The organism is Pseudomonas sp. YY-1, assembly GCF_002843095.1.
Taxonomy (GTDB): domain Bacteria; phylum Pseudomonadota; class Gammaproteobacteria; order Pseudomonadales; family Pseudomonadaceae; genus Aquipseudomonas; species Aquipseudomonas sediminis_A.
On sequence record NZ_PJLX01000022.1, the window covers coordinates 30938 to 50946 of the forward strand.

The window sequence follows — 20009 nt, forward strand, 5'->3', positions numbered from 1 at the left end:
ACGTCGCGCCCGCCCATACGTAACAAGGCCAGGCCATGACCGACGAGAAGTTTTCCCTCGAACACTTCGAGCAGCTCTGCTACTCGCGCCAGCACGAGGCGGCCGCACGCGAGCTGATTCGCCTGCTGCTGATCATCGACCGCCACTACGGCAAGCTATCCGGCCAGTTCGTGCTCTCGGTATCGCCGGCGGTTTCCGCGGCGGATCTCGAAGCCCATGTACTGACCCGCATCACCAGCGCGATCACCACGCTGTTTTCCGACCCAGGCTTCCAGATCAGCCCCACCGGTTTCGATCAACTGATCAACTTCCAGCGCTGGCTGTCCTCGCTGTTCGCCGCCAGTGCCTTCGTCAACGCCGACCATATCCTGCGCGCGCTCAACCTGTATGGCGGTGAAGACGGCCGCTTCGAAGTGGCGCCGACGGAGCTGGTGAAATTCTGCGTGCTCTATTCGTCCGAGTCGCAGCTGCCATTGGACGTGGAGCTGCTCTGGCAACAGAACCGCAACCTGACCGTGGCGCTGTGCATGGCGCTGCTGTCGCCGCGCTTTCTCGGCACGCCCGCCGCGCACTCCAAGCGTGAGGCGCTGCTGGCCTGGCTGCCGGAACGACTGGACAGCCTCGACAGCCTGGATCAGTTGCCGGTGGCGATCATTCATGACGTCTACATGCACTGCAGTTATGCCGACCTGCCACAGCGCCATCGCATCAAGCGCTCCATCTGCCGCTTGGTCGAACGTAAGCTGGCGCATAACGGCATCGACTCGCTGCCGATGACCGCACCTCGCACCGCCTCCGGCAAGCGCAAGATGCTGGTGGTACTGGAGTGGTTCTCCGGTGGCCATTCGATCTACCGCACCCACTCCAGAACGCTCGAAGCCGCTCGGCAGCACTTCGACCTGCATGCCGTGGGCTATGCCAGCAACGTCGACGATCTGGGACGCGCAGTGTTCGACGCGTTCACCGAGCTGAGTGCACCGAACGACCTGCTGGCCTGCGTACGCCAGGTGCGTGAACTGGCCGCCAAGCTGCAACCGCAGGTGTTGTACATGCCCAGCGTGGGCATGTTCCCGCTCACCCTATTCGTCGCCAACCTGCGGCTGGCACCGTTGCAAGTCGCTGCACTGGGGCACCCGGCGACCACCGGCTCGCGGCATATCGATTACATCAGCGTCGAAGAGGATTTCGTCGGTGATCCGGCCTGTTTCGACGAGAAGCTGCTCCTGCTACCCAGCGACGGCCAACCCTACCGCCCCTCGGCCATCCCCGTGGAACTCTCACTGCCCGAGCGTTGCGACGGTGACGAGGTGGCCATCGCCATCGCCGCCACCACCATGAAGCTCAACCCACGTTTTCTGCAGGCCTGCCAGCAGATCGCCCAGCTCACCCAAGGTCAGTACGGCAAGCAGGTGCGTTTTCACTTTCTCATCGGCCAGGCGCAGGGCCTGCTCTTCCCACAGCTGCAGCGCCTGATCCGACGTTATCTGCCCAATGCGCGAATCTACCCGCACCAGCCCTACCCGCAGTACCTGGGCGCCTTCAGCCGCTGCGACCTGTTCCTCAGCCCGTTTCCGTTCGGCAATACCAACGGCATCATCGATGCGTTGACCGTCGGCCTGCCGGGGGTGTGCAAGACCGGTGCGGAAGTGTTCGAACATATCGACGAAGGACTACTGCGCCGCGCCGGCCTGCCCGAGTGGCTGATCGCCGATAGCGTCGAGGACTACGTCAGCGCTGCCGCACGCCTGGCCGGAGACTTCAGCGAGCGCCAGCGGCTCTACCGCTATCTGGCGGATGGACAGCCGTTGCAGCGCCTGTTCGAAGGCCGGCCCGAGGTGTTCGGCGAGCGGCTATTGGAACTGTTGGGCGATTGACCTTACTGCTCCTGTAGCAGCAGGGTCTCACTCAACGCCTGCGCCGCGCTGGACAGCTGATGCCTAGCCTGGTGCAGCAAGCCGATACGGCGCGACACCTGCGGCTCGCTCAGCGGCAGGCAGCGCGCGCCGAGTTCTTCCATCTGTTGCCGGCACAGCTGCGGCACGGCACTGACGCCGAGACCCTCGGCGACCATGCGCCCGACCGTGACCAACTGATGGCTCTCGAACGCCACCGGTAGCTTGCCGTGGCTGGCGGTCACGCTGTCTTCCAGCAGCAAACGCACCGCCGAGGGCCGCTGCAGGGTGATGAAGGGTTGTTCCAGCAACTGTGCCCAGGTCAGCGCGGACTGCTCGGCCAACTCGCTGGAGACCGGCACCACGGCGACGAAACGGTCCTCGTACAGGGGTGTGAACTGCAAACCATCGAGTGTCGTTGGTTCGAAGGCGATGCCCAGCTCGACGCGACCGTCGCGCACCATCTCCATCACCTGTTCGTTGATCACGTCGTGCACCGCCACGTTGACTCGTGGGTAGGCATCGCGGAAGGCGCGCAGCGCCGCCGGCAGACGGTTGCCGGCGAACGACGGCATGGCCGCTACCGCCACCTTGCCCATCTGCAGCGTGAAGTGCTGACGCAGCAGGTCCTCGGCGTTGTCCCAGTCGGCCAGCAGGCGTACGGCAATCGGCAGCAGCGTCTCGCCTTCCGGCGTCAGCGCCACGCTGCGGGTGGTGCGCACCAGCAATTGACCGCCGAGTGATTGCTCCAGGTTCTTGATCGCCAGGCTCAGTGCTGGCTGCGAAAGATGCAGGCGCTCGCAGGCCTGGGCGAAGCTCAGGCTCTGCGCCACGGCGAGAAAGGCGCGTAGCTGCTTGACGGTCATTGATTTATTTACCTGATCAATCAAGAGGAAAAACAAACTTAACAAATAAGCCCATAGCGCAGAAGCTTGGTCTCACCCCAGATAACAACAAAAGAGGCAGCCTCTAATGAGCGGACTCGACAAACGCGTCGGCAGCTATGCAGAAGCCTTGGACGGCCTGCAGGACGGTATGACCGTGCTGGCCGGCGGTTTCGGCCTGTGTGGCATCCCCGAGAACCTGATCGCGGAGATCCGCCGTCGTGGCGTGCGCGATCTGACCGTGGTCTCCAACAACTGCGGCGTCGACGGTTTTGGCCTCGGTGTGCTGCTGGAAGATCGGCAGATCCGCAAGATGATCGCCTCCTACGTCGGCGAGAACGCCCTGTTCGAGCAGCAACTGCTGTCCGGCGAGCTGGAAGTCGAACTGACCCCGCAAGGCACCCTGGCCGAGAAGCTGCGTGCCGGCGGTGCCGGCATCCCCGCTTTCTTCACCGCCACCGGTTACGGCACCCCGGTCGCCGAAGGCAAGGAGGCGCGCGAGATCAATGGCCGCCACTACATCCTCGAACCGGCCATCACCGGCGACTTCGCCATCGTCAAAGGCTGGAAGGCCGACCACTTCGGCAACGTGGTCTACCGCCACACCGCGCAGAACTTCAACCCGGTGGTCGCCACCGCCGGGCGCATCACCGTGGTCGAGGTCGAAGAGATCGTCGAGCCCGGTGAACTCGACCCCACGCAGATTCACACCCCCGGCATCTACGTCGACCGGCTGATCTGCGGCAGCTTCGAGAAACGCATCGAAAAACGCACCCTGCGCGCCTGAGGAGAGACCAGCATGGCACTGACCCGTGAACAAATGGCCCAGCGCGTCGCCCGCGAGCTGCAGGACGGCTTCTACGTCAACCTCGGCATCGGCATCCCGACTCTGGTGGCCAACTACGTGCCCGAGGGCATGGCCGTGATGCTGCAGTCGGAGAACGGCCTGCTCGGCATGGGCGCCTTCCCCACTGAAGACGAAGTGGACGCCGACATGATCAACGCCGGCAAGCAGACCGTCACCGCAATCAAGGGCGCGGCGATCTTCGACTCGGCGCAATCCTTCGCCATGATCCGTGGCGGCCATGTCGATCTGACCGTGCTCGGCGCCTTCGAGGTGGATGTGCGCGGCAACATCGCCTCGTGGATGATTCCCGGCAAGCTGGTCAAGGGCATGGGCGGCGCCATGGATCTGGTGGCCGGTGCAGACAACATCATCGTCACCATGACCCACGCTTCGAAAGACGGCGAATCCAAGCTGCTGGAGCACTGCAGCCTGCCACTGACCGGCAGCGGCTGCATTCGCAAGGTGCTGACCGACCTGGCCTACCTGGAGATCGAAAACGGCGCCTTCATCCTGCGCGAACGCGCACCGGGCGTGAGCGTCGAGGAAATCGTCGCCAAGACCGCCGGCAAACTGATCGTCCCCGAATACGTGCCGGAAATGCAGTTCTAGGTTGTCTACCGCCCTGCAGAACGCCACCACGACTGGCGTTTTGCGGGGTGTTTTTATTTGGTGTTATCTGCTGCACTCCCTGTAGGAGCGGATTCATCCGCGAAGCTCTCCGTCCTACCATACCCAGAGGATTTCCCATGCAAGACGTCGTCATCGTCGCCGCCACCCGCACCGCCATCGGCAGCTTCCAGGGCAGCCTGGCCGACATCCCCGCGCCCGAGCTCGGCGCCATCGTCATCAAGCGCCTGCTGGAACAAACCGGCCTCGACGCCGCCCAGGTCGATGAAGTGATCCTCGGCCAGGTGCTCACTGCAGGCAGCGGCCAGAACCCCGCACGCCAGGCCGCCATCCGCGCCGGCCTGCCGCATGCCGTGCCGGCCATGACCCTGAACAAGGTCTGCGGCTCGGGCCTCAAGGCCCTGCACCTGGCCACCCAGGCCATTCGCTGCGGCGACGCCGACGTGATCATCGCCGGCGGCATGGAGAACATGAGCCTGGCGCCCTACGTGCTGCCCAAAGCCCGCACCGGTCTGCGCATGGGTCACGCACAGATGCTCGACAGCATGATCGTCGACGGTCTGTGGGATGCCTTCAACGACTACCACATGGGCATCACCGCCGAGAACCTGGTGGACAAGTACGGCGTCAGCCGTGAAGCCCAGGACGCCTTCGCCGCTGCATCGCAACAAAAGGCCGTGGCGGCCATCGAGGCCGGTCGCTTCGACGCTGAAATCACTCCAGTGCTGATTCCTCAGCGCAAGGGCGACCCAGTCGCCTTCGCCCGTGACGAGCAGCCACGTGCCGGCACCACCGCCGAATCCCTGGCCAAGCTCAAACCCGCATTCAAGAAGGACGGCAGCGTCACCGCCGGCAACGCCTCCAGCCTCAACGACGGTGCCGCTGCCGTGCTGCTGATGAGCGCGGCCAAAGCGCAGGCGCTGGGTCTGCCGGTACTGGCGAAGATCGCTGGCTATGCCAATGCCGGTGTCGATCCGGCGATCATGGGCATCGCCCCGGTATCGGCTACCCGCCGTTGCCTGGGCAAGGCCGGCTGGAGCCTGGCCGACCTGGATCTGATCGAAGCCAACGAAGCCTTCGCCGCTCAGGCGCTGTCCGTCGGCCAGGAGCTGGGTTGGGACGCTGACAAGGTCAACGTCAACGGCGGCGCCATCGCCCTCGGCCACCCCATCGGCGCCTCGGGCTGTCGTGTGCTGGTCAGCCTGTTGCACGAGATGATCCGTCGCGATGCCAAGAAAGGCCTGGCGACCCTGTGCATCGGTGGCGGTCAAGGCGTGGCGCTGGCCATCGAACGCGAATAAAGCGCGAAACCGTAGGTCGGGTGCACCCCGCTGCCAGAGAAATTGGCAGGCTACACCCGCCCTACGGATCAACATAACCACCAGCTCGGCCTCGGCCGGGCTTTGTAGTATCCAGGCGTATCCAACCTCGAATGCCTGGTTAAAGCCCTTACACAACCATAAGAAAGAGGCGTCATCCATGTTCAACACCCTCACTCGCATGAGCGTGAGCCTGGTACAGAAGTACCTGCCCTCACCCTTCGTGTTCTCTGCACTCCTGACCTTGGGAGTTCTACTGGCTGGTATCTTCTCCACCGGCCAATCGCTACCGGCCATGGTGCAGCACTGGAGCGGCGGCTTCTGGACACTGCTCGGTTTCGCCATGCAGATGTCACTGATCTTCGTCACCGGCCATGCACTGGCCAGCGCACCGATCATCAACCGCCAACTCGACCGCCTGGCCGGTATGGCCCGCACCCCCGGTCAGGCAATCATCATGGTCACCCTGGTGGCGCTGGTCGGCTGCTGGGTCAACTGGGGCTTCGGCCTGGTGATCGGCGCGGTGTTCGCTCGCGCCCTGGCGCGCAAGGTCGACGGCGTCGACTACCCGCTGCTGGTAGCGTCGGCCTACTCCGGCTTCCTGGTCTGGCACGGCGGCCTGGCGGGTTCGGTGCCGCTCTCCCTGGCCACCGGCGGCCCGGATCTGGCACGCATCACTGCAGGCGTACTGACCGACCCGGTAAGCATCACCGAAACCCTGTTCAGCACCCTCAACCTGACCATCGTCGCATTGCTGGTGATCGGCCTGCCGCTGCTCAACCGCGCCATGCACCCGCGTCAGGGTGCCAAGGTCGCCGACCCGGCCAAACTGGTGGAATCGCGTGCGGAACTGCCGTCCCGTGAAACCCCGGCGCAGCGCCTGGACGATAGCCGCATCCTAGGCCTGGCACTGGTGGCCATGGCTGGCATCTATCTGTTCAACCACTTCGCCACCAAGGGTTTCGTCCTTGGCCTTGACGTGGTCATCGCCATCTTCCTGTTCAGCGGCCTGCTGATGCACGGCACCCCGGAGCGCTACATGCGCGCGGTGGACGAGAGCGTGCGCGGCATCGGCGGCATCGTCCTGCTGTTCCCGTTCTATGCCGGGATCATGGGCATGATGATGGGCGCCAATGCCGACGGCATCTCCCTCGGCCGGCAGATCACCGAGGCGTTCATTTCCTGGTCGTCGGCCGACACCTTCCCGCTGCTGGCCTTCCTCAGCGCGGGCGTGGTCAACGTGTTCGTTCCGTCCGGTGGCGGCCAGTGGGCGGTGCAAGGCCCGATCATGCTGCCAGCCGCCCAAGCTCTGGGGGTTTCGCCGACCGTCACTGCCATGGCAATTGCCTGGGGCGACGCCTGGACCAACATGATCCAGCCGTTCTGGGCGCTGCCGCTGCTCGGTATCGTCGGCCTCGGCGCCCGCGACATCATGGGCTACTGCCTGATCATGCTGCTGTACTCGGGCGTGGTGATCTGCGGCGCGTTCTACTTCCTCGGCTGACCAGGCAGCTAGGCTTTGCAGGGTGGGCTGGGCGGCGATCCGCTTCGGCCCACGCTGACCAGCCCAGGTGGGCTAAAGCCCACCCTACGAGCTGACTATTTGCTCGGTTGAATCCTCGCTCGCGATCACCGCACCGTGAGACCTCGCGAGCCAGAGCGATGCAAGGCAGAGGCAGGCGAGCAACGGTCGGAGTCGCGGGCGACTGTACTTTTGTACACGAGCATTGTGAGCCTGCCTCTAACGCAGCAGCGCCGACGCGCAGCAGGCCGAACTCAATCCCCCATCAGCCCCTGCGCCTTGGCCATTGCCACGGCCTGGGTGCGTCTTTGCACACCGAGCTTGACGTTGATCCGCCGCGCATGGGTCTTGACCGTGTGCAGCGAGATGAACAGACGATCAGCAATTTCCTGATTGGAATAACCCTGCGCAATCAACTGCAGCACTGCCAGCTCACGCGAGCTGAGCAGCGCAGTACCGGCACTGGCCGGCTCATCCAAGCACGGCGCCGGATCGAACAGGCGCTGATGCAGGTTCTGCCCAGCCTCACCCGGCAACAGGCGATCGAGCCATTGCGCCTGACGCTGCTGCAGTTCCTGTAACGGCCGCAGCAGGCGCAGCTGTCGCGCCTCACCAAGCGCCTGCTGCAACAGGTTATCTGCCTGCTCCACCTCGTCCTGCATGAGCAGCGCCTCGGCCAGGCTGACCCGACATTCGCAGGCCAGACTGCGATGCCCGGCGAGCTGGCATTCATCCAGCAGCAGGCGCAGAGCATGCTCAGCGGCAGTGTGGTGGCCGAGCAGCAGATCGCTGATCGCCAGATAGCGGCGCAGGCGCGGCAGCAGGTCATAGAACTCCGACGGCGCCAACTGCTGGCGTTGCTGCAACTGCTGCAGCGTCTGGGCGAACAACTCACGCGCGCGCCCGGTCTGCCCCTGACGCAGCAACAGCCGCCCTGCCTGCAACTGCAGCACACAGCGATAACGCACTTCCGGCACGTGCGACCACTGCATCACCCGCTCGGCCTGCTGCAACCACTGATGCGCCTCGTCGAGATCGCCACGGCTCTCCGCCAGCTCCAGCAGGCCGAGATAGCCAGAGATGATGTAGGCATCCTCGCAATGCTCGGCCTCCTGCAGCCCCAGGCGATACGCTTGCTGCGCCTCCTCGTCGAGGCCCTGGCGGGCTAGCAGGCTGGCCCGTACCAACAGCAGGCGAGCGACCACCGGGCTATGGTTGAAGCGTTCGCGCAGCAGCGCCAGGGACTGTTCGGCGAGCTCCGCAGCGCGCCCGGCCTCGCCACGCATCTGCAGCAGCAGGCAGTGATCGGTATTGAGCAAAGCCTCGAAAATCAGGCTGCCATTGAGCCGCGCCAGGCGTAGGCCCTGATCCAGCGCCTGCTTGGCCTGATCCAGGGCGTGCTCGGCCATATGCTGCTGAGCCAGCGCCTGATAACAGAGCACACGCTGCGACCAGCTGCCCTCGTCCAGCATCTGCAGCGCTTCCTGGCAGTGCAAGCGGGCATCGCGCCGTCCGCACTGACGCGCCAGCACGCCCGTCAATGCCTGCAAATGGGCGATCAACTTGCGCTGGCGCCGCGCATCGGGTTGCGGCATGAAATGCGCCAGTCCCTTGATGCAGGCACTGGCCTCGTCGAATCGGGCGCAGATAATCAGCGCCCAGGCCTGCAGCACGATCAAACGCGGCGAGCTGGCGAACAACCAGTCCGGCAGTTCCTCGCGCCATTGCAGCAGTTGCGCTACCGAATGGCCCTGCAGCAACTGCTCCTGATCGAAGCGCTGCAGATAGTTGACCGCGACCTCGACCTGACCCGCCTGCAAGGCATGCTCGACCGCCTCACGGATGTCGCCATGCTGAGCGAACCACTGGCAGGCCCGCACATGGACCGGAGCCGGCGCCGGTGCCCCCGGCAAGCGCCGCAGTACCTCGGCCAGCGGTCGCCACATCCGGAACCAGATGCCGCTGCTGTCGAGACTGCGCACGAACAACTGACGCCGCTGCAGCTCACTCAACAGCTCGCTAGCACGCCCCTCCAGCAGGTGCTCACAGAGCGACAGGGAGAAACGCGGCAGCAAGGCCAGTGCATGCAGATCGCTGCGCAGCTCCTGGTCCAGATCGGCCAGTACCTCACGCTGCACGTAATCGCGCAGCACCGGACAGCCATCCTGCAAACGCTGGCGCAGCGCGTCCGCGTCGGCATCGAGCAACAGCAGACGAATCGCCGCCAGCCAACCCTCGCTGTGTGCGAGCAACGTCTGCCGGATATCATCGGCCAGCTCGATCCGCAGCGCGGCGAGAAGCTCGCTCAGCGCCGATTCATCCAACGCCAGCTCTTCGCCCTTGAGCTCCAGCAGATCACCCTGAAGCAGCAGACGTGGCAGGTTCCAGGCCGGCGTTCGACGACTGGCGACCCACCAGGTGACCTGAGCCGGCGCTGCGGCGAACAGGCGGTCGAGACAGGCATCGAGCGCCTCGTCGGCCTGCCGCGGGTAGTCATCGATAAAGACCCACAAGCGCCCTGCGCGCTCGTGCAGCCGCTCGATCAGTCCTGCTTCGTTGGCATCATCGTTCGGCAGTTGCAAGACAACCGCCAGTCGCTTGCACAACTGCGCTGGCGTCAGGCTGCGCCCCGCGAGATCGAGCCAGACCCGCTCGACGGCGGCAGGCGTGTGTCGCGCGCACTGGCCGAGCAGCACGCTCTTGCCGGTACCGGCAGGCGCGCACAGCAGGCGCAGACGCGACTCGCTGGCAAGCAGACGCTGCAGAAGGACGGGACGGGAAACGACGCACGGTGGCAGCCGTGGTAGATCGGCAGGTTGCACCTGCAGCGCACTCGGGCGGGCGATGGCGAGGGTCGGCATGGCAGCGGTTCTCTCTGCTTGTCATTGTTGAACCACCTGGCGATGGTACCCCGCTCACCACTCACGACCACCCCTTGACGCTTATGGCGTGAGATTCACGTGAGAGAAGCAGGCAGAAAAAAGCCGGTGGCACGCAGGGCGCCACCGGCTTGTTCAGACTGCTGCCAGGTCAGCGAACGCCGGCGTTACGCAGCGCGGCCGGGGTGAAGTCCTTGGCTGAAGCCTGGGTGCCGTACTGCACCGCGGTGCGCTCCTCGTTGGCCATGCCGATGGCGATGTAGCGGCCAGCGATCACGTCGTAGAGGGCTTCCAGCGCGTACACCGGCACCTGTTTGTCGTACTGCTGGAACAACAGCGCCTCACCCACACGCCAGAGCTGACCACGGCCGTCGTAATGCTCGGACAGAGCGATCTGCCAGGAATCCTCGTCGACGAAGAAGCGCCGCTTGGCGTAGATGTTGCGCTCACCGCTCTTCAGCGTGGCTTCCACCTCCCAGACCCGGTGCAGCTCGTAGCGCGCCAGATCCTGGTTGATATGGCCAGCCTTGAGGATGTCGCTGTACTTCACCTGCGGCGAGGCCAGACGGAAGTTGTTGTAGGGAATGAACGCCTCACGCTTGCCCACCAGCTTCCAGTCGTAACGATCCGGCGCACCGCTGAACATGTCGAAGTTGTCGGTGGTGCGCAGGCCGTCGGCGGCGGTACCCGGACCGTCGTACGCCACCTGCGGCGCGCGGCGCACACGGCGCTGGCCGGCGTTGTAGATCCACGCCATGCGCGGTTCGCGCACCTGGTCGAGCGAGTCGTGCACCAGCAGCACGTTACCGGCCAGACGCGACGGCGCAGTGACCCGCTGCTTGAACAGCAGCAGGGTGTTCTCCGCCTTCGCCGGGTCGATATCCGGAACGTTGTCGGGGAAGGCGACCTCGTCCTCGAAGTTCACCAGGGTGTAGGCGCCATTGGTCTGCGGCGACGCCTGGACGATGCTGCGCTTGAGGTTGCCACCGCGATAACGGGTGATGTGGTTCCACACCACCTCCAGGCCGTTCTGCGGGATCGGGAAGGCGTAGTAGCGGCTGTCATTGAAATTGCTCAGGCCGTTGCCCCCCTCCACCAGCCCGGTATTCAGCGCGCTGCGTCTGGCAGCCTCGTAGATCCGCTCCGGCACAGCCGAGCTGCGATGGGTCGGGTAGACCGGCATGCGGTAGCTTTCCGGATAGCGCTTGAACATCGCCAACTGGCCGGGTGTGAGCTGGTCGCGGTACTGATCCAGGTTTTGCGCGGTGATGGTGAACAGCGGCTGCTCGCCGGCATAGGGGTCACTCAGAAAGCCGCGGGCGTCGACCTGCCCGGCATCAATGGCCAGGCCGCCGGTCCAGGCCGGAATGGTGCCAGCATTGTTGCCGGCCATCTCCGCACCCAGCGGGGTCAGGCTGTTACCGAGCTTGGCTGCTTCCTGCTCGCTGACCGCCGCCAGCACGCTACCGGCCAGCAGGCTCAGGGACAGCGCGCCGAGCATCTTCAGGGTTGTATTCATCTGCATTCCTCAACTGATCCTGATGGCCTAGAAGCTCACGCCGAAGCTGAGCGCCAGAAAGTCGCGGTCGACCGCGGTGTTGTACTTGCCGCCGAAGAAGTCGGTGTACGAGAGGCTGGCGGTGTAGGTGTTGCGGTAGTCGGCATCGATGCCGAAGCTCACCGCCTTGGCCCCCTCGTTGAACAGGCCGTTGGGGCCGTAGCCGTCCACGTCATGCGACCAGGACACGTTCGGCTTGAGGTTCACCCCGGCGAACACGTTGCTGTACTCCCAGATGCCGCGCACGCGGTAGCCCCAGGAGGTGCTGGTGACGAAGCCGTGGGTGTCACCCTCGAAGCCGTAGGCACCGAACAGCGAATCGCGGCCGTAGCGCATCTTGTCGCGGCTCTCCAGACCGCCGACGTGAGCCATGCCGATCTCGCCCACCAGAGTGAAGCGGCCGGCACCCATGACCTGATCGAAGAAGTGGGTGAAGGTGGTCTGCACCTGGGTCACTTCCTTGCGCCGGTAGCCGATGTTGTCCTCGCCCGGCCCGGCACTGACTGGCGAGGTGCCCGGTGCGATGGGGTTGACCAGGCTCAAGGTCAGGTCCGTGGTGTTGATCTGCAGCGGCATGTTCGGCCGGTAACTGATCTCGCCGCTCCACGCAGTGCCGGTAGGCAGCGTGGTGGAGAAGCTCGCGCCGTAGAGACGGATGTCCTCGGGGTAGTCGAGGAAGTAACGACCATTGCCGAGCATCACGCTCTGCGCCAGGCCCGCGCCGCTGCCCGGCACGATGCCATTGGCGGTGCCGATGATCCCCGGCAGCGCTGCCAGGGTCGCCAGGCCTGCGTTCTGCGTGCTGACGATGGGCGTACGGCTGTGGTAGTTCATGAAGTACAGACCGTACTCGGTCTCGTCGCCCAGCCAACGCAGCGCAGCACCCCACTGGCCACTGTCACGCGCATCCCGATCACCGGCACGCGGCAGGATCACCCCTTCGCTGTCGACCCGAAAACCCTGACCGAACGCTACAGCCACTGGCTGCAGCGGCGCGATGGCCGGCGAGCCGATGTGGTAGCCGTTGTCGCAGCCATCTGCGGCCACATCGGCGGTGGAGAAGAAGGTGCCGCAATTATCGATAATGGTCTGGTCCCACTCCAGCTGATAGAAGGCCTCCATGCTCAGGCGGTCGGTCAGGCCCTGCGACAGATAGAGCATGTTGACCGGGATCAGACCTTCCTTGATCTCGGCGCCGGGACGGCGGAAGGCAGCCGCGTCGATCGGGTTGATCGAGTTGATGCTATTGCCGATGAAGGTGCTCTCGCCCCAGCTCACCACCTGCTTACCGACACGCACTGTACCCGGCAGATCGCCGATGGCGTAGTTGTGGTAGATGAAAGCATCGAGGATTTCCGCCCCGGCGGACTTGGCGCCCTCCTTGCGGTTGTGATCGTCGATGTCCTTGAACAGGCGGTGCTCGTCCTTGAGTTCGAAGTCGTACCAGTACTTGCCACGCACGAACACACCGGTATCGCGATAGCGCAACTCAAGGTCGTGGATGCCCTTGAAGATCTTCGAGAAGGTCTCGCCCTTCTTGAAGTTCAGCCGGCCGTCGTCACCGGTCTGCGACTGGCCCTGGCCGCCGTTGTTGGGGCCGATCAGGTCACGATCCGGGCTGCGCATCGACCAGCTGGCACCGACCGACAGCGAGCTGTCGAACTGCCCCTCGATCTCGCCGATGTTGAAGTTGACGGCCTGCGCCGGAGCGCTGATGCCAAGGGCGATGGCCAAGGCCAAGGTGTGCGGCTGGAATAGTCCGGGCCCTGTTGTTCTTGTCATGCGGGTCTCCTGAAGTGGGGTGCAACTGCAGGGAACCCTACGCAGCGACCACACCTCGGATAAGCGCACCAAGGAGGGATTTCATCTGTCGCCCGAAAGGATGAATGGCGCCCTGGCGCGGGCGCAGGCCGCGACACTCAGCGTGCTGAATGACGAGGTATCAAGGCGGTAGCGAACTTTCCTGCACGCCACTGCCCAGGCATGCTGTGCAGCCGCGAACCACAGGAGCGACAAGGATCATGGAGATACTGCTGAAACTCTGCGCCACACTGGGCGTTGGCATGGGTACGATCTTCGCCCTGCTACCCGGCTCGTTCGGCCTACTCAACTTTCGCAGTGAACACGGTACCTGGCGCAGCCATCTGGCGGCTTGCACCTGGTGGCTGCTGGTGCTGGCCCATCCATTTGCGCTGTACCGGTTGTGGCTTGGCGACGACTACCACTTCCAGTGGTTGTTGCTACCAGTGACATTGCACCTGCTGTTTTTCAGTCTGTTCGGACGCAACCTCAGCACTCGCTGACGCTGCCTAACGCCAGCGATCCAACAGATTCACCGCCAGCCGGTCCAGCCAGCCCCACAACCGCTGTTGCGCACGACGCCACCAGGGGCGCTGACGCCAGTCGTCGAGGGTGATTTCGCGGCTGACGCCAAAGTCCTCGATGAAGCTGGCCGTCACGGCCTGGGTAAAGTCCGGGTCGAGCGCCTCGACGTTGGCGTCGAGGTTGAAGCGCAGGTTCCAGTGGTCGAAGTTGCACGAACCGACGCTGACCCAGTCGTCCACCAGGACCATCTTCAGGTGTAGGAAACGCGGCTGGTATTCGAAGATACGCACCCCAGCCCTGAGCAACTTGGGGTAGTAGCGCTGGCCAGCAAAACGCACTGGAGGATGGTCAGTGTGGCGCCCGGCCAGCAACAGGCGCACTTCGACGCCACGGGCCGCGGCGCGGCGCAGGGCACGGCGGATTTTCCAGGTAGGCAGGAAGTACGGCGTGGCCAGCCAGACCCGCTGCTTGGCCCCGCGCAAGGCACGTAGCAGCGACAGCAGGATGTCGCGGTGCTGCGCCGCGTCGGCATAGGCCACACGCCCCAGGCCAATCCCTGCTGGCGGGCATTCGGGCAGGCTCAGCGCGGCCGGCTGATTGCTCGGGCGCCAGGAAAAGCGCGCCAGCCAGAGTTGCTCGAACAACTGCTGCCAGTCGCCCACCAGCGGCCCTTCCATTTCCACCATGACTTCGTGCCAGGGGCTGCGGGGCTCGTCTGGCAGCCAGAACTCGTCGGTAGAACCGGTGCCGCCGACGTAAGCCAGGCGTTGGTCCACCAGCAGCAGCTTGCGGTGGTCGCGGTGAAAATTGCGGATGCCACGCCGCCAGCGCACCGGGTTGTACCAGCGCAGCTGCACGCCCGCGGCCGCCATCCGCTCACGCAGCGCAGCACCCAGCCCCGCCGCACCATAGGCATCGAACAGGCCGCGCACCGCCACGCCGCGCTCGGCCGCCCGGCACAGGGCATCGACCAGGCGCTCACTGCAGCGGCCGTCCTCGATCAGGTAAAGCTCGATCTCCACTTGCTGGCTGGCGCCCTCGATGGCCGCCAGCATGCGTGGGAAGAACGCCGGCCCGTCCAGCAGCAATTCGAAGCGATTGCCGCCCCGCCAAGGAAAGATGCGGCCGCGCTTATGCACGCTCAACGCGCCGTGAATATCAGCACGGCGCCCACCGGCACCGACAGGCTGATGGCCGGCAGGTCGGCGACCTTGCGCAGCGCCTCGACGCCACTGGCCAGGGCGAAGTCTTCGGCGTGCAACACCAGCGGAGCCAGGGTCACCACCTGAAAGCGTCGATCATCCAGGCGAGTCACCAGTAGCTCGCTGTCCAGCTCGCGGCTGTGCTCGTTGAGGGTCAGTTGCAGCGGCAGGCGCAGTTCCAGCTGCGCGCCGGGCGCCAGGTCGGTGAGTTGTGGCAGGTTGACCTGAGCGCTGATGCGCGCCTCGGGCAGGCGCGAGGTATCGAACAGCAGGCTGCGCAAGCGCTCATCGCGCAGCGAGATACCGGTGCTTACAGAATCCAGATCCACCCGCAGGCGCGCACGCCCATCAGAGGCGATCTGCCCGTGCAGGGTGAGGAAGCGATGCACCTCCGACTGACTGCCAGAGTGAGTGGAAATGAACGACAGCCGTGAGGACTCGTTGTCCAGGTACCAATCGGCATGAACGGGCAAGGCAGCAGCAAGCAGCAGGGCGAAAAGCGAAAGGCGCATGGGGACTCGGAAAACGGCATGACCAGGCGGCAACGATAGTCGCCAGCGCAGGCCTTGCAAAGCCCAACGCTGGCCCAGTTCTACTCGTTCGGCAGCAACTGACAGCCCTGTCGCTCACCCAGCCAGGCTGCGCTGTGAGTGCGGCCTAGACCGCTGGCGGTCACACGCTTGGCGCTTTCGTCATCCAGCAGGCTGCTAATCGGCACGTACTGCGCGACATAGCCTTCACAGTAGGCCGCCGGGTTACCGCTGACGTAACGGCAGGAGCAGTATTCCTTGGCCGTGTAGGCGCCGATGATGTCCGGAAACGCTTGCAGGTAAACGCGGTTCGGCCAGGCCCAGGCCAGCAGCAGAATCAGCAGCAGTGCCAGCGCGCTGAGAATCGGGTGACGACGGATCATGGCTGCACCTCCACGGCGAAGGCCGCACGCACGCGCTTGAGCAGCTCGTTGTGCTGGAAGCTGCCATCGCGGTCATCGGCGTAACGCACCACCACCAGGTTCTCCTGCGGCATCACGTACAGGCCTTGGCCCCAATGTCCGAGCGCGGCGATGGTATCGGACGGCGCATCCGGCCAGGGCCGCGTGCTACCCGGCAGTTCAGCGTTGAGCCACCAGTGCCCGCCCGGCACCGCGTCGCCAGGCGCGAAGCCCTGTGGTTGATAGCCGGCGAAGGGCGTGGCGACAAAATCGACCCAGGCTGCCGGCAGCAACTGGCGCTCGCCCCAACGGCCACCGCGCTGCATCAGCAGGCCGACACGGGCCAGGTCGCGCGCAGTCATGTAAGCGTAGGACGAGGCGATGAAGGTGCCGCTGGCATCGCGCTCCCAGGTCGCGCTGCTGATACCCAGCGGTTCGAACAATGCCGTCCAGGGATAGTCGGCGTAAGCCTGCTCGCCGACCATGCCACGCAACGCGGCAGCCAGCAGGTTGCTGTCGCCGCTGGAATAACGAAAGCGCGTGCCGGGTGCGGCGTCGGCCTCATGCGCAGCAGTGAACGCGGCCATATCGTCGCGCCCCCGTGTATAGAGCATGGCCACCACCGAGGATTTAAGCGGTGCGTACTCGTAGTCCTCCTGCCAGGCCAGACCCGAGGCCCAGTTGAGCAGGTGGCCGATCTTGATCTGCGGGTGGTCCGCCATCGGTGGGTAGTACTGCGCCACTGGCGCATCGAGCTTGAAGCGGCCCTCGCCATAGGCCACGCCAAGGGTGGTGGCGAGCAGGCTCTTGGCCATCGACCATGAGAGGTGCGGCGTCTGCGCGGTGGTCGGCTCGGCGTAACGTTCGTAGACGATCTGCCCATCGCGGATCACCAACAACGCATCGGTGCGCACGCCCTTGCGCTCGGCATCGTCGCGCGGAGCAAAAGCATAGGCCTCAAGCTCGGCGATGGCGGCGGACGGTGGTGCGGGTTGGCTCTGCCAGTCGGGTTGCGGCCAGCTTTCCGCCACGGCGGTGCTGGCAGCCAGGCTGAAACCGAGCGCCAGGCTCAGTCGACGAAGCAAGGAAGTGGGCATGGGCGGCCTCGATCGGAAATCGTGGCGCACCCTAGCACGGCGATGATGACTGCTTGAAGCGACGAAACCGCCATCTCAGACGGCTGTGAAAACTACTACGCTCGGCCATGCTGCGTTGAAAACAGGCTGGAACGCCAGCCCGGTCGAATGCTCATTTACAACTCGTAAACTGCGCTTCTTCGCCTATTTTTGCCTTGCCTGACCTTCGCTCGCTACGTTTTCACACAGTCTGATCCCACCTTCATTTGGGCAGTTGGTAATCCTCAGGCCCCATCAGGTCGAGACCGCATTCGAGGTTCTCGATCCAGTAGAGGAAGGCGCTGATCATTTCCGGGCCGACGAAGGGCCGGCCATGCTGCGGCACGATCATCGCCACGTCCATCTGCCGCACCATCGCCGCCCACAGGCGGCAGGCCTTGTTACCAGCCATGTAACGCCGGTGGAAGCCTTCCATGTTCGGCACATGGTTGACGAAATCGCGCACCGGCGTGGCGTCATCCACCAGCGAAGCGCCCATGTCGCCGGAGAAGAGGATCTTGCTCACTGGGTCATAGACCTGGAAGTTGCCCACCGAGTGCAGGAAGTGCGCCGGCACGGCCTTGAGCGTGCACTTGCCCAGCGGGATGCTTTGGCCCCGATCCGGCAGCGCGATGATGCGATCGAAGGTGTTGATGCCGCGGCTCAGCACCAGGTAGTTGGCGGTCAGGTGCGGCAGAAAACGCGCCCACAGCTTGGAGCAGATCACCCGCGCACGGGTGTGCAGCAGCCACTTGTCGAGCGAGGCGATGATGTCCGGGTCCTGGTGCGAGGCGAAGATGTAGGTCAGGTCCTGCACCGGAATGTGCTTGGACAGCTCCAGCGACAGCGGCGTGTAGGTCAGGTCGCCGCCTGGATCGAGCAGCAGGTACTGCTCGTTGTCGGTGATCAGGAACTGGTTGGATTGCACGCCTTCGCCGCTGACCAGGTCATCGAACATCAGGCATTGGTGGCTGCCGTTATCGAACAGCACGATGGGCTCGCGGCGCATGGAAACCTCGTAGATGAATCGCGAGGCAACCTTATGCGCACGCTGCCGAGAGGGTACTGATATGGATCAAGAGCCGGCGACAATCTGCCGCGCTTTCTCCAGGCGTTTGCTGCGCGCCGCCTCGGCAATGCGCAGCAAACCCTTGTCGCGCTGCCACAGCGCGGCCCAGTGCGTAGGCCCCGCGGCGAAGGCGGCGTCCAGTTCGTCAGCCAGCGCCTGCTGCTGGGCGAACAGACCGGCCAGCAGCAGGTGGGTGGTGGCGGCATTGGGCGCTTGCCGCGCCACCTCGGCGCAGCCGGCCAGCAGTGCCTGCAAACGCAACTGCAGGGATTCGGGCCAGGCGCTTTCGCGCCCGACACCGAACAGCCACGCCGCCACTGCCGCGAGGACGTGCGCATCTTCCAGCGTACGAAAGGGTTTGACGTAGTCGTCCCAGCCATCGCCTGCCAAACGCTCGCCCTGCGCCTGATCCAGATGCAAACGGGCATGGCCGATATCCGGCATCAGCGGCAAGGCTGGCAGCGGCTCGATGCGCACGCCGGGTGCGCCCTGGCGCACCACACCGAGGGCTAGACACGGTGCCTGCCCTTCGCCCTCTTCGCGCGCCGCTACCAGCAGCCAGTCGGCGCATTCGGCGGCGGTGACAAAATCCTTGCGACCCACGATGTGCAGACCGTCTATACGCGTGTTCATGTCCGCCGGGCGGGTGCTGCGGTTCTCCGTCACACACAGCGCGCCGGCCGTCCAGGGCGCCGCCGGCCAAAGCACACGCAGCGCCGCCTGGTAACCCGCGAGAAAGGCCAGCCCAGGCGTGGCCGCCTGCAAACCGCCCACCAGCGCCAGCTCGAAGGGCTGTGGCGTGCCGCCCAGACGCGCCAGCAGGCGAGCGTACCAGTCCTCCAACCCCGCCTCGGCAGTCAGGCGCTCGATAGGCTGAAACAGGCTCGACCAAGGCATCGCATCGGCTCCTCGCAGCAGCATCTGAGCTGCTGTCACATAAGCATCAAAAAAGCTTCACGGTGGTGACACCGCAGCTACCTAGCCTGAGCTTGCCCAACAAGATCGACCGGCTGCAAGCATCCAGCCGGCACACGGAGGATCTGGCATGACTCAAACCGCTCGCCGACTGCAGGCCGAACGCCTGCAAGGCCCCGCCGCCCTGCGTGAAGCGCAGGCCCTACGCTACCGCGTATTCAGCGCGGAATTCGACGCCAAGCTCAACGGCGCCGAACTGGGTCTGGACATGGACGACTACGACATTCACTGCCGCCATATCGGCGTGCGTGATCTGGAAAGCGGCGAGCTGGTGGCCACCACCCGCCTGCTCGACCACCAGGCGGCTGCCGGTCTTGGTCGCTACTACAGCGAAGAGGAATTCGCCCTGCACGGCCTTGCCGGTCTCGAAGGCCCGGTGCTGGAGATCGGTCGCACCTGCGTCGATGTCGCCTACCGCAACGGTGCCACCATCGCCGTACTCTGGGGCGAGCTGGCCGAGGTGCTCAACGAAGGCGGCTACCGCTACCTGATGGGCTGCGCCAGCATCTCCATGCAGGACGGCGGCATCCAGGCCCATGCTGTCATGCAGCGCCTGCGTGAACGCTACCTGTGCACCGAGCATCTGCGTGCCGAGCCGAAACACCCACTGCCGCAGCTGGACCTGCCGGGCAACGTCATCGCCGAAATGCCGCCGCTGCTCAAGGCCTACATGCGCCTGGGCGCGAAGATCTGCGGTGAACCCTGCTGGGACAAGGATTTCCAGGTGGCCGACGTGTTCATCCTGCTCAAGCGCGACGAGCTGTGCCCACGCTACGCCCGGCACTTCAAGGCGGCAGTCTGAAACCCGGCCTGTAGGAGCTCGCCCCTACAGGCCGGCATGAATCACGATAATGGCCAAACGGC

At 64.7% G+C, this 20009-nt stretch carries 17 protein-coding genes; 7 read left to right on the forward strand and 10 right to left on the reverse strand.

Annotated features, from left to right (window positions below; translation table 11 throughout):
• Positions 1 to 35: 35 nt before the first annotated feature.
• Positions 36 to 1874 carry a peptide transporter gene (locus CXP40_RS22710; protein WP_106735573.1) on the forward strand — a complete coding sequence of 613 codons (1839 nt, stop codon included), beginning with the start codon at positions 36 to 38 and terminating at the stop codon, positions 1872 to 1874.
• 2 nt (positions 1875 to 1876) lie between these two features.
• Here the strand turns inward: CXP40_RS22710 and CXP40_RS22715 are convergent, their stop codons facing one another.
• Positions 1877 to 2758, reverse strand: coding sequence for a LysR family transcriptional regulator (locus CXP40_RS22715; protein WP_106735574.1), 882 nt, complete (start codon positions 2756 to 2758; stop codon positions 1877 to 1879).
• Positions 2759 to 2864: 106 nt separating this feature from the next.
• Between CXP40_RS22715 and CXP40_RS22720 the strand changes: the two genes are divergently transcribed.
• From CXP40_RS22720 to CXP40_RS22735, 4 genes are all read left to right on the forward strand, one after another.
• Complete coding sequence (locus CXP40_RS22720; RefSeq protein WP_074859308.1) at positions 2865 to 3563, forward strand: CoA transferase subunit A; 699 nt, start codon at positions 2865 to 2867, stop codon at positions 3561 to 3563.
• Between the two features lie 12 nt (positions 3564 to 3575).
• A complete protein-coding gene (locus CXP40_RS22725) occupies positions 3576 to 4232 on the forward strand; it encodes a CoA transferase subunit B (protein WP_106735575.1) in 657 nt (218 codons plus the stop codon).
• 137 nt (positions 4233 to 4369) lie between these two features.
• Entirely contained in the window at positions 4370 to 5551 is a 1182-nt protein-coding gene (locus CXP40_RS22730; protein WP_106735576.1) for an acetyl-CoA C-acetyltransferase, read from the forward strand.
• A 178-nt stretch (positions 5552 to 5729) separates the two neighbouring features.
• Positions 5730 to 7073, forward strand: a complete 1344-nt coding sequence (locus CXP40_RS22735) for a short-chain fatty acid transporter (RefSeq protein WP_106735577.1) — start codon at positions 5730 to 5732, stop codon at positions 7071 to 7073.
• A gap of 272 nt (positions 7074 to 7345) precedes the next feature.
• On the opposite strand, the gene CXP40_RS22740 is transcribed toward CXP40_RS22735, so the two are convergent.
• The 3 genes from CXP40_RS22740 to CXP40_RS22750 all read right to left on the reverse strand — a co-directional run bounded on the left by CXP40_RS22740 (position 7346) and on the right by CXP40_RS22750 (position 13310).
• The gene (locus CXP40_RS22740) at positions 7346 to 9952 is read right to left on the reverse strand and encodes a LuxR C-terminal-related transcriptional regulator (protein WP_106735578.1); all 2607 of its coding nucleotides are present in this window, start codon (positions 9950 to 9952) and stop codon (positions 7346 to 7348) included.
• A 169-nt stretch (positions 9953 to 10121) separates the two neighbouring features.
• Positions 10122 to 11489, reverse strand: a complete 1368-nt coding sequence (locus CXP40_RS22745; RefSeq protein WP_256579542.1) for a DUF1329 domain-containing protein — start codon at positions 11487 to 11489, stop codon at positions 10122 to 10124.
• A 27-nt stretch (positions 11490 to 11516) separates the two neighbouring features.
• Entirely contained in the window at positions 11517 to 13310 is a 1794-nt protein-coding gene (locus CXP40_RS22750) for a DUF1302 domain-containing protein (protein WP_106735580.1), read from the reverse strand.
• Between the two features lie 239 nt (positions 13311 to 13549).
• Between CXP40_RS22750 and CXP40_RS22755 the strand changes: the two genes are divergently transcribed.
• Positions 13550 to 13831, forward strand: a complete 282-nt coding sequence (locus tag CXP40_RS22755) for a hypothetical protein (protein WP_106735581.1) — start codon at positions 13550 to 13552, stop codon at positions 13829 to 13831.
• Between the two features lie 6 nt (positions 13832 to 13837).
• On the opposite strand, the gene CXP40_RS22760 is transcribed toward CXP40_RS22755, so the two are convergent.
• The 6 genes from CXP40_RS22760 to CXP40_RS22785 form a co-directional block, all read right to left on the reverse strand.
• A complete protein-coding gene (locus CXP40_RS22760; RefSeq protein WP_256579543.1) occupies positions 13838 to 14992 on the reverse strand; it encodes a phosphatidylserine/phosphatidylglycerophosphate/cardiolipin synthase family protein in 1155 nt (384 codons plus the stop codon).
• A gap of 2 nt (positions 14993 to 14994) precedes the next feature.
• On the reverse strand, positions 14995 to 15567 hold the full coding sequence (locus CXP40_RS22765; RefSeq protein ID WP_106735583.1) for a YceI family protein: 573 nt from the start codon (positions 15565 to 15567) through the stop codon (positions 14995 to 14997).
• Between the two features lie 80 nt (positions 15568 to 15647).
• Positions 15648 to 15968: an amidase gene (locus tag CXP40_RS22770; RefSeq protein WP_099522300.1), complete on the reverse strand. Its 321-nt coding sequence runs from the start codon at positions 15966 to 15968 to the stop codon at positions 15648 to 15650.
• Positions 15965 to 17083 (reverse strand): serine hydrolase, encoded by a 1119-nt coding sequence (locus CXP40_RS22775; protein ID WP_106735584.1) that lies wholly within the window; start codon positions 17081 to 17083, stop codon positions 15965 to 15967. Before CXP40_RS22775 ends, CXP40_RS22770 begins: the two co-directional genes overlap by 4 nt.
• Positions 17084 to 17324: 241 nt before the next feature.
• Positions 17325 to 18110 carry an MBL fold metallo-hydrolase gene (locus CXP40_RS22780; protein ID WP_099522302.1) on the reverse strand — a complete coding sequence of 262 codons (786 nt, stop codon included), beginning with the start codon at positions 18108 to 18110 and terminating at the stop codon, positions 17325 to 17327.
• Between the two features lie 66 nt (positions 18111 to 18176).
• On the reverse strand, positions 18177 to 19067 hold the full coding sequence (locus CXP40_RS22785; RefSeq protein WP_106735585.1) for an acyl-CoA dehydrogenase: 891 nt from the start codon (positions 19065 to 19067) through the stop codon (positions 18177 to 18179).
• A gap of 148 nt (positions 19068 to 19215) precedes the next feature.
• Between CXP40_RS22785 and olsB the strand changes: the two genes are divergently transcribed.
• Positions 19216 to 19947, forward strand: a complete 732-nt coding sequence (gene olsB, locus CXP40_RS22790; protein ID WP_099522304.1) for an L-ornithine N(alpha)-acyltransferase — start codon at positions 19216 to 19218, stop codon at positions 19945 to 19947.
• The last annotated feature ends 62 nt before the right edge of the window (positions 19948 to 20009 follow it).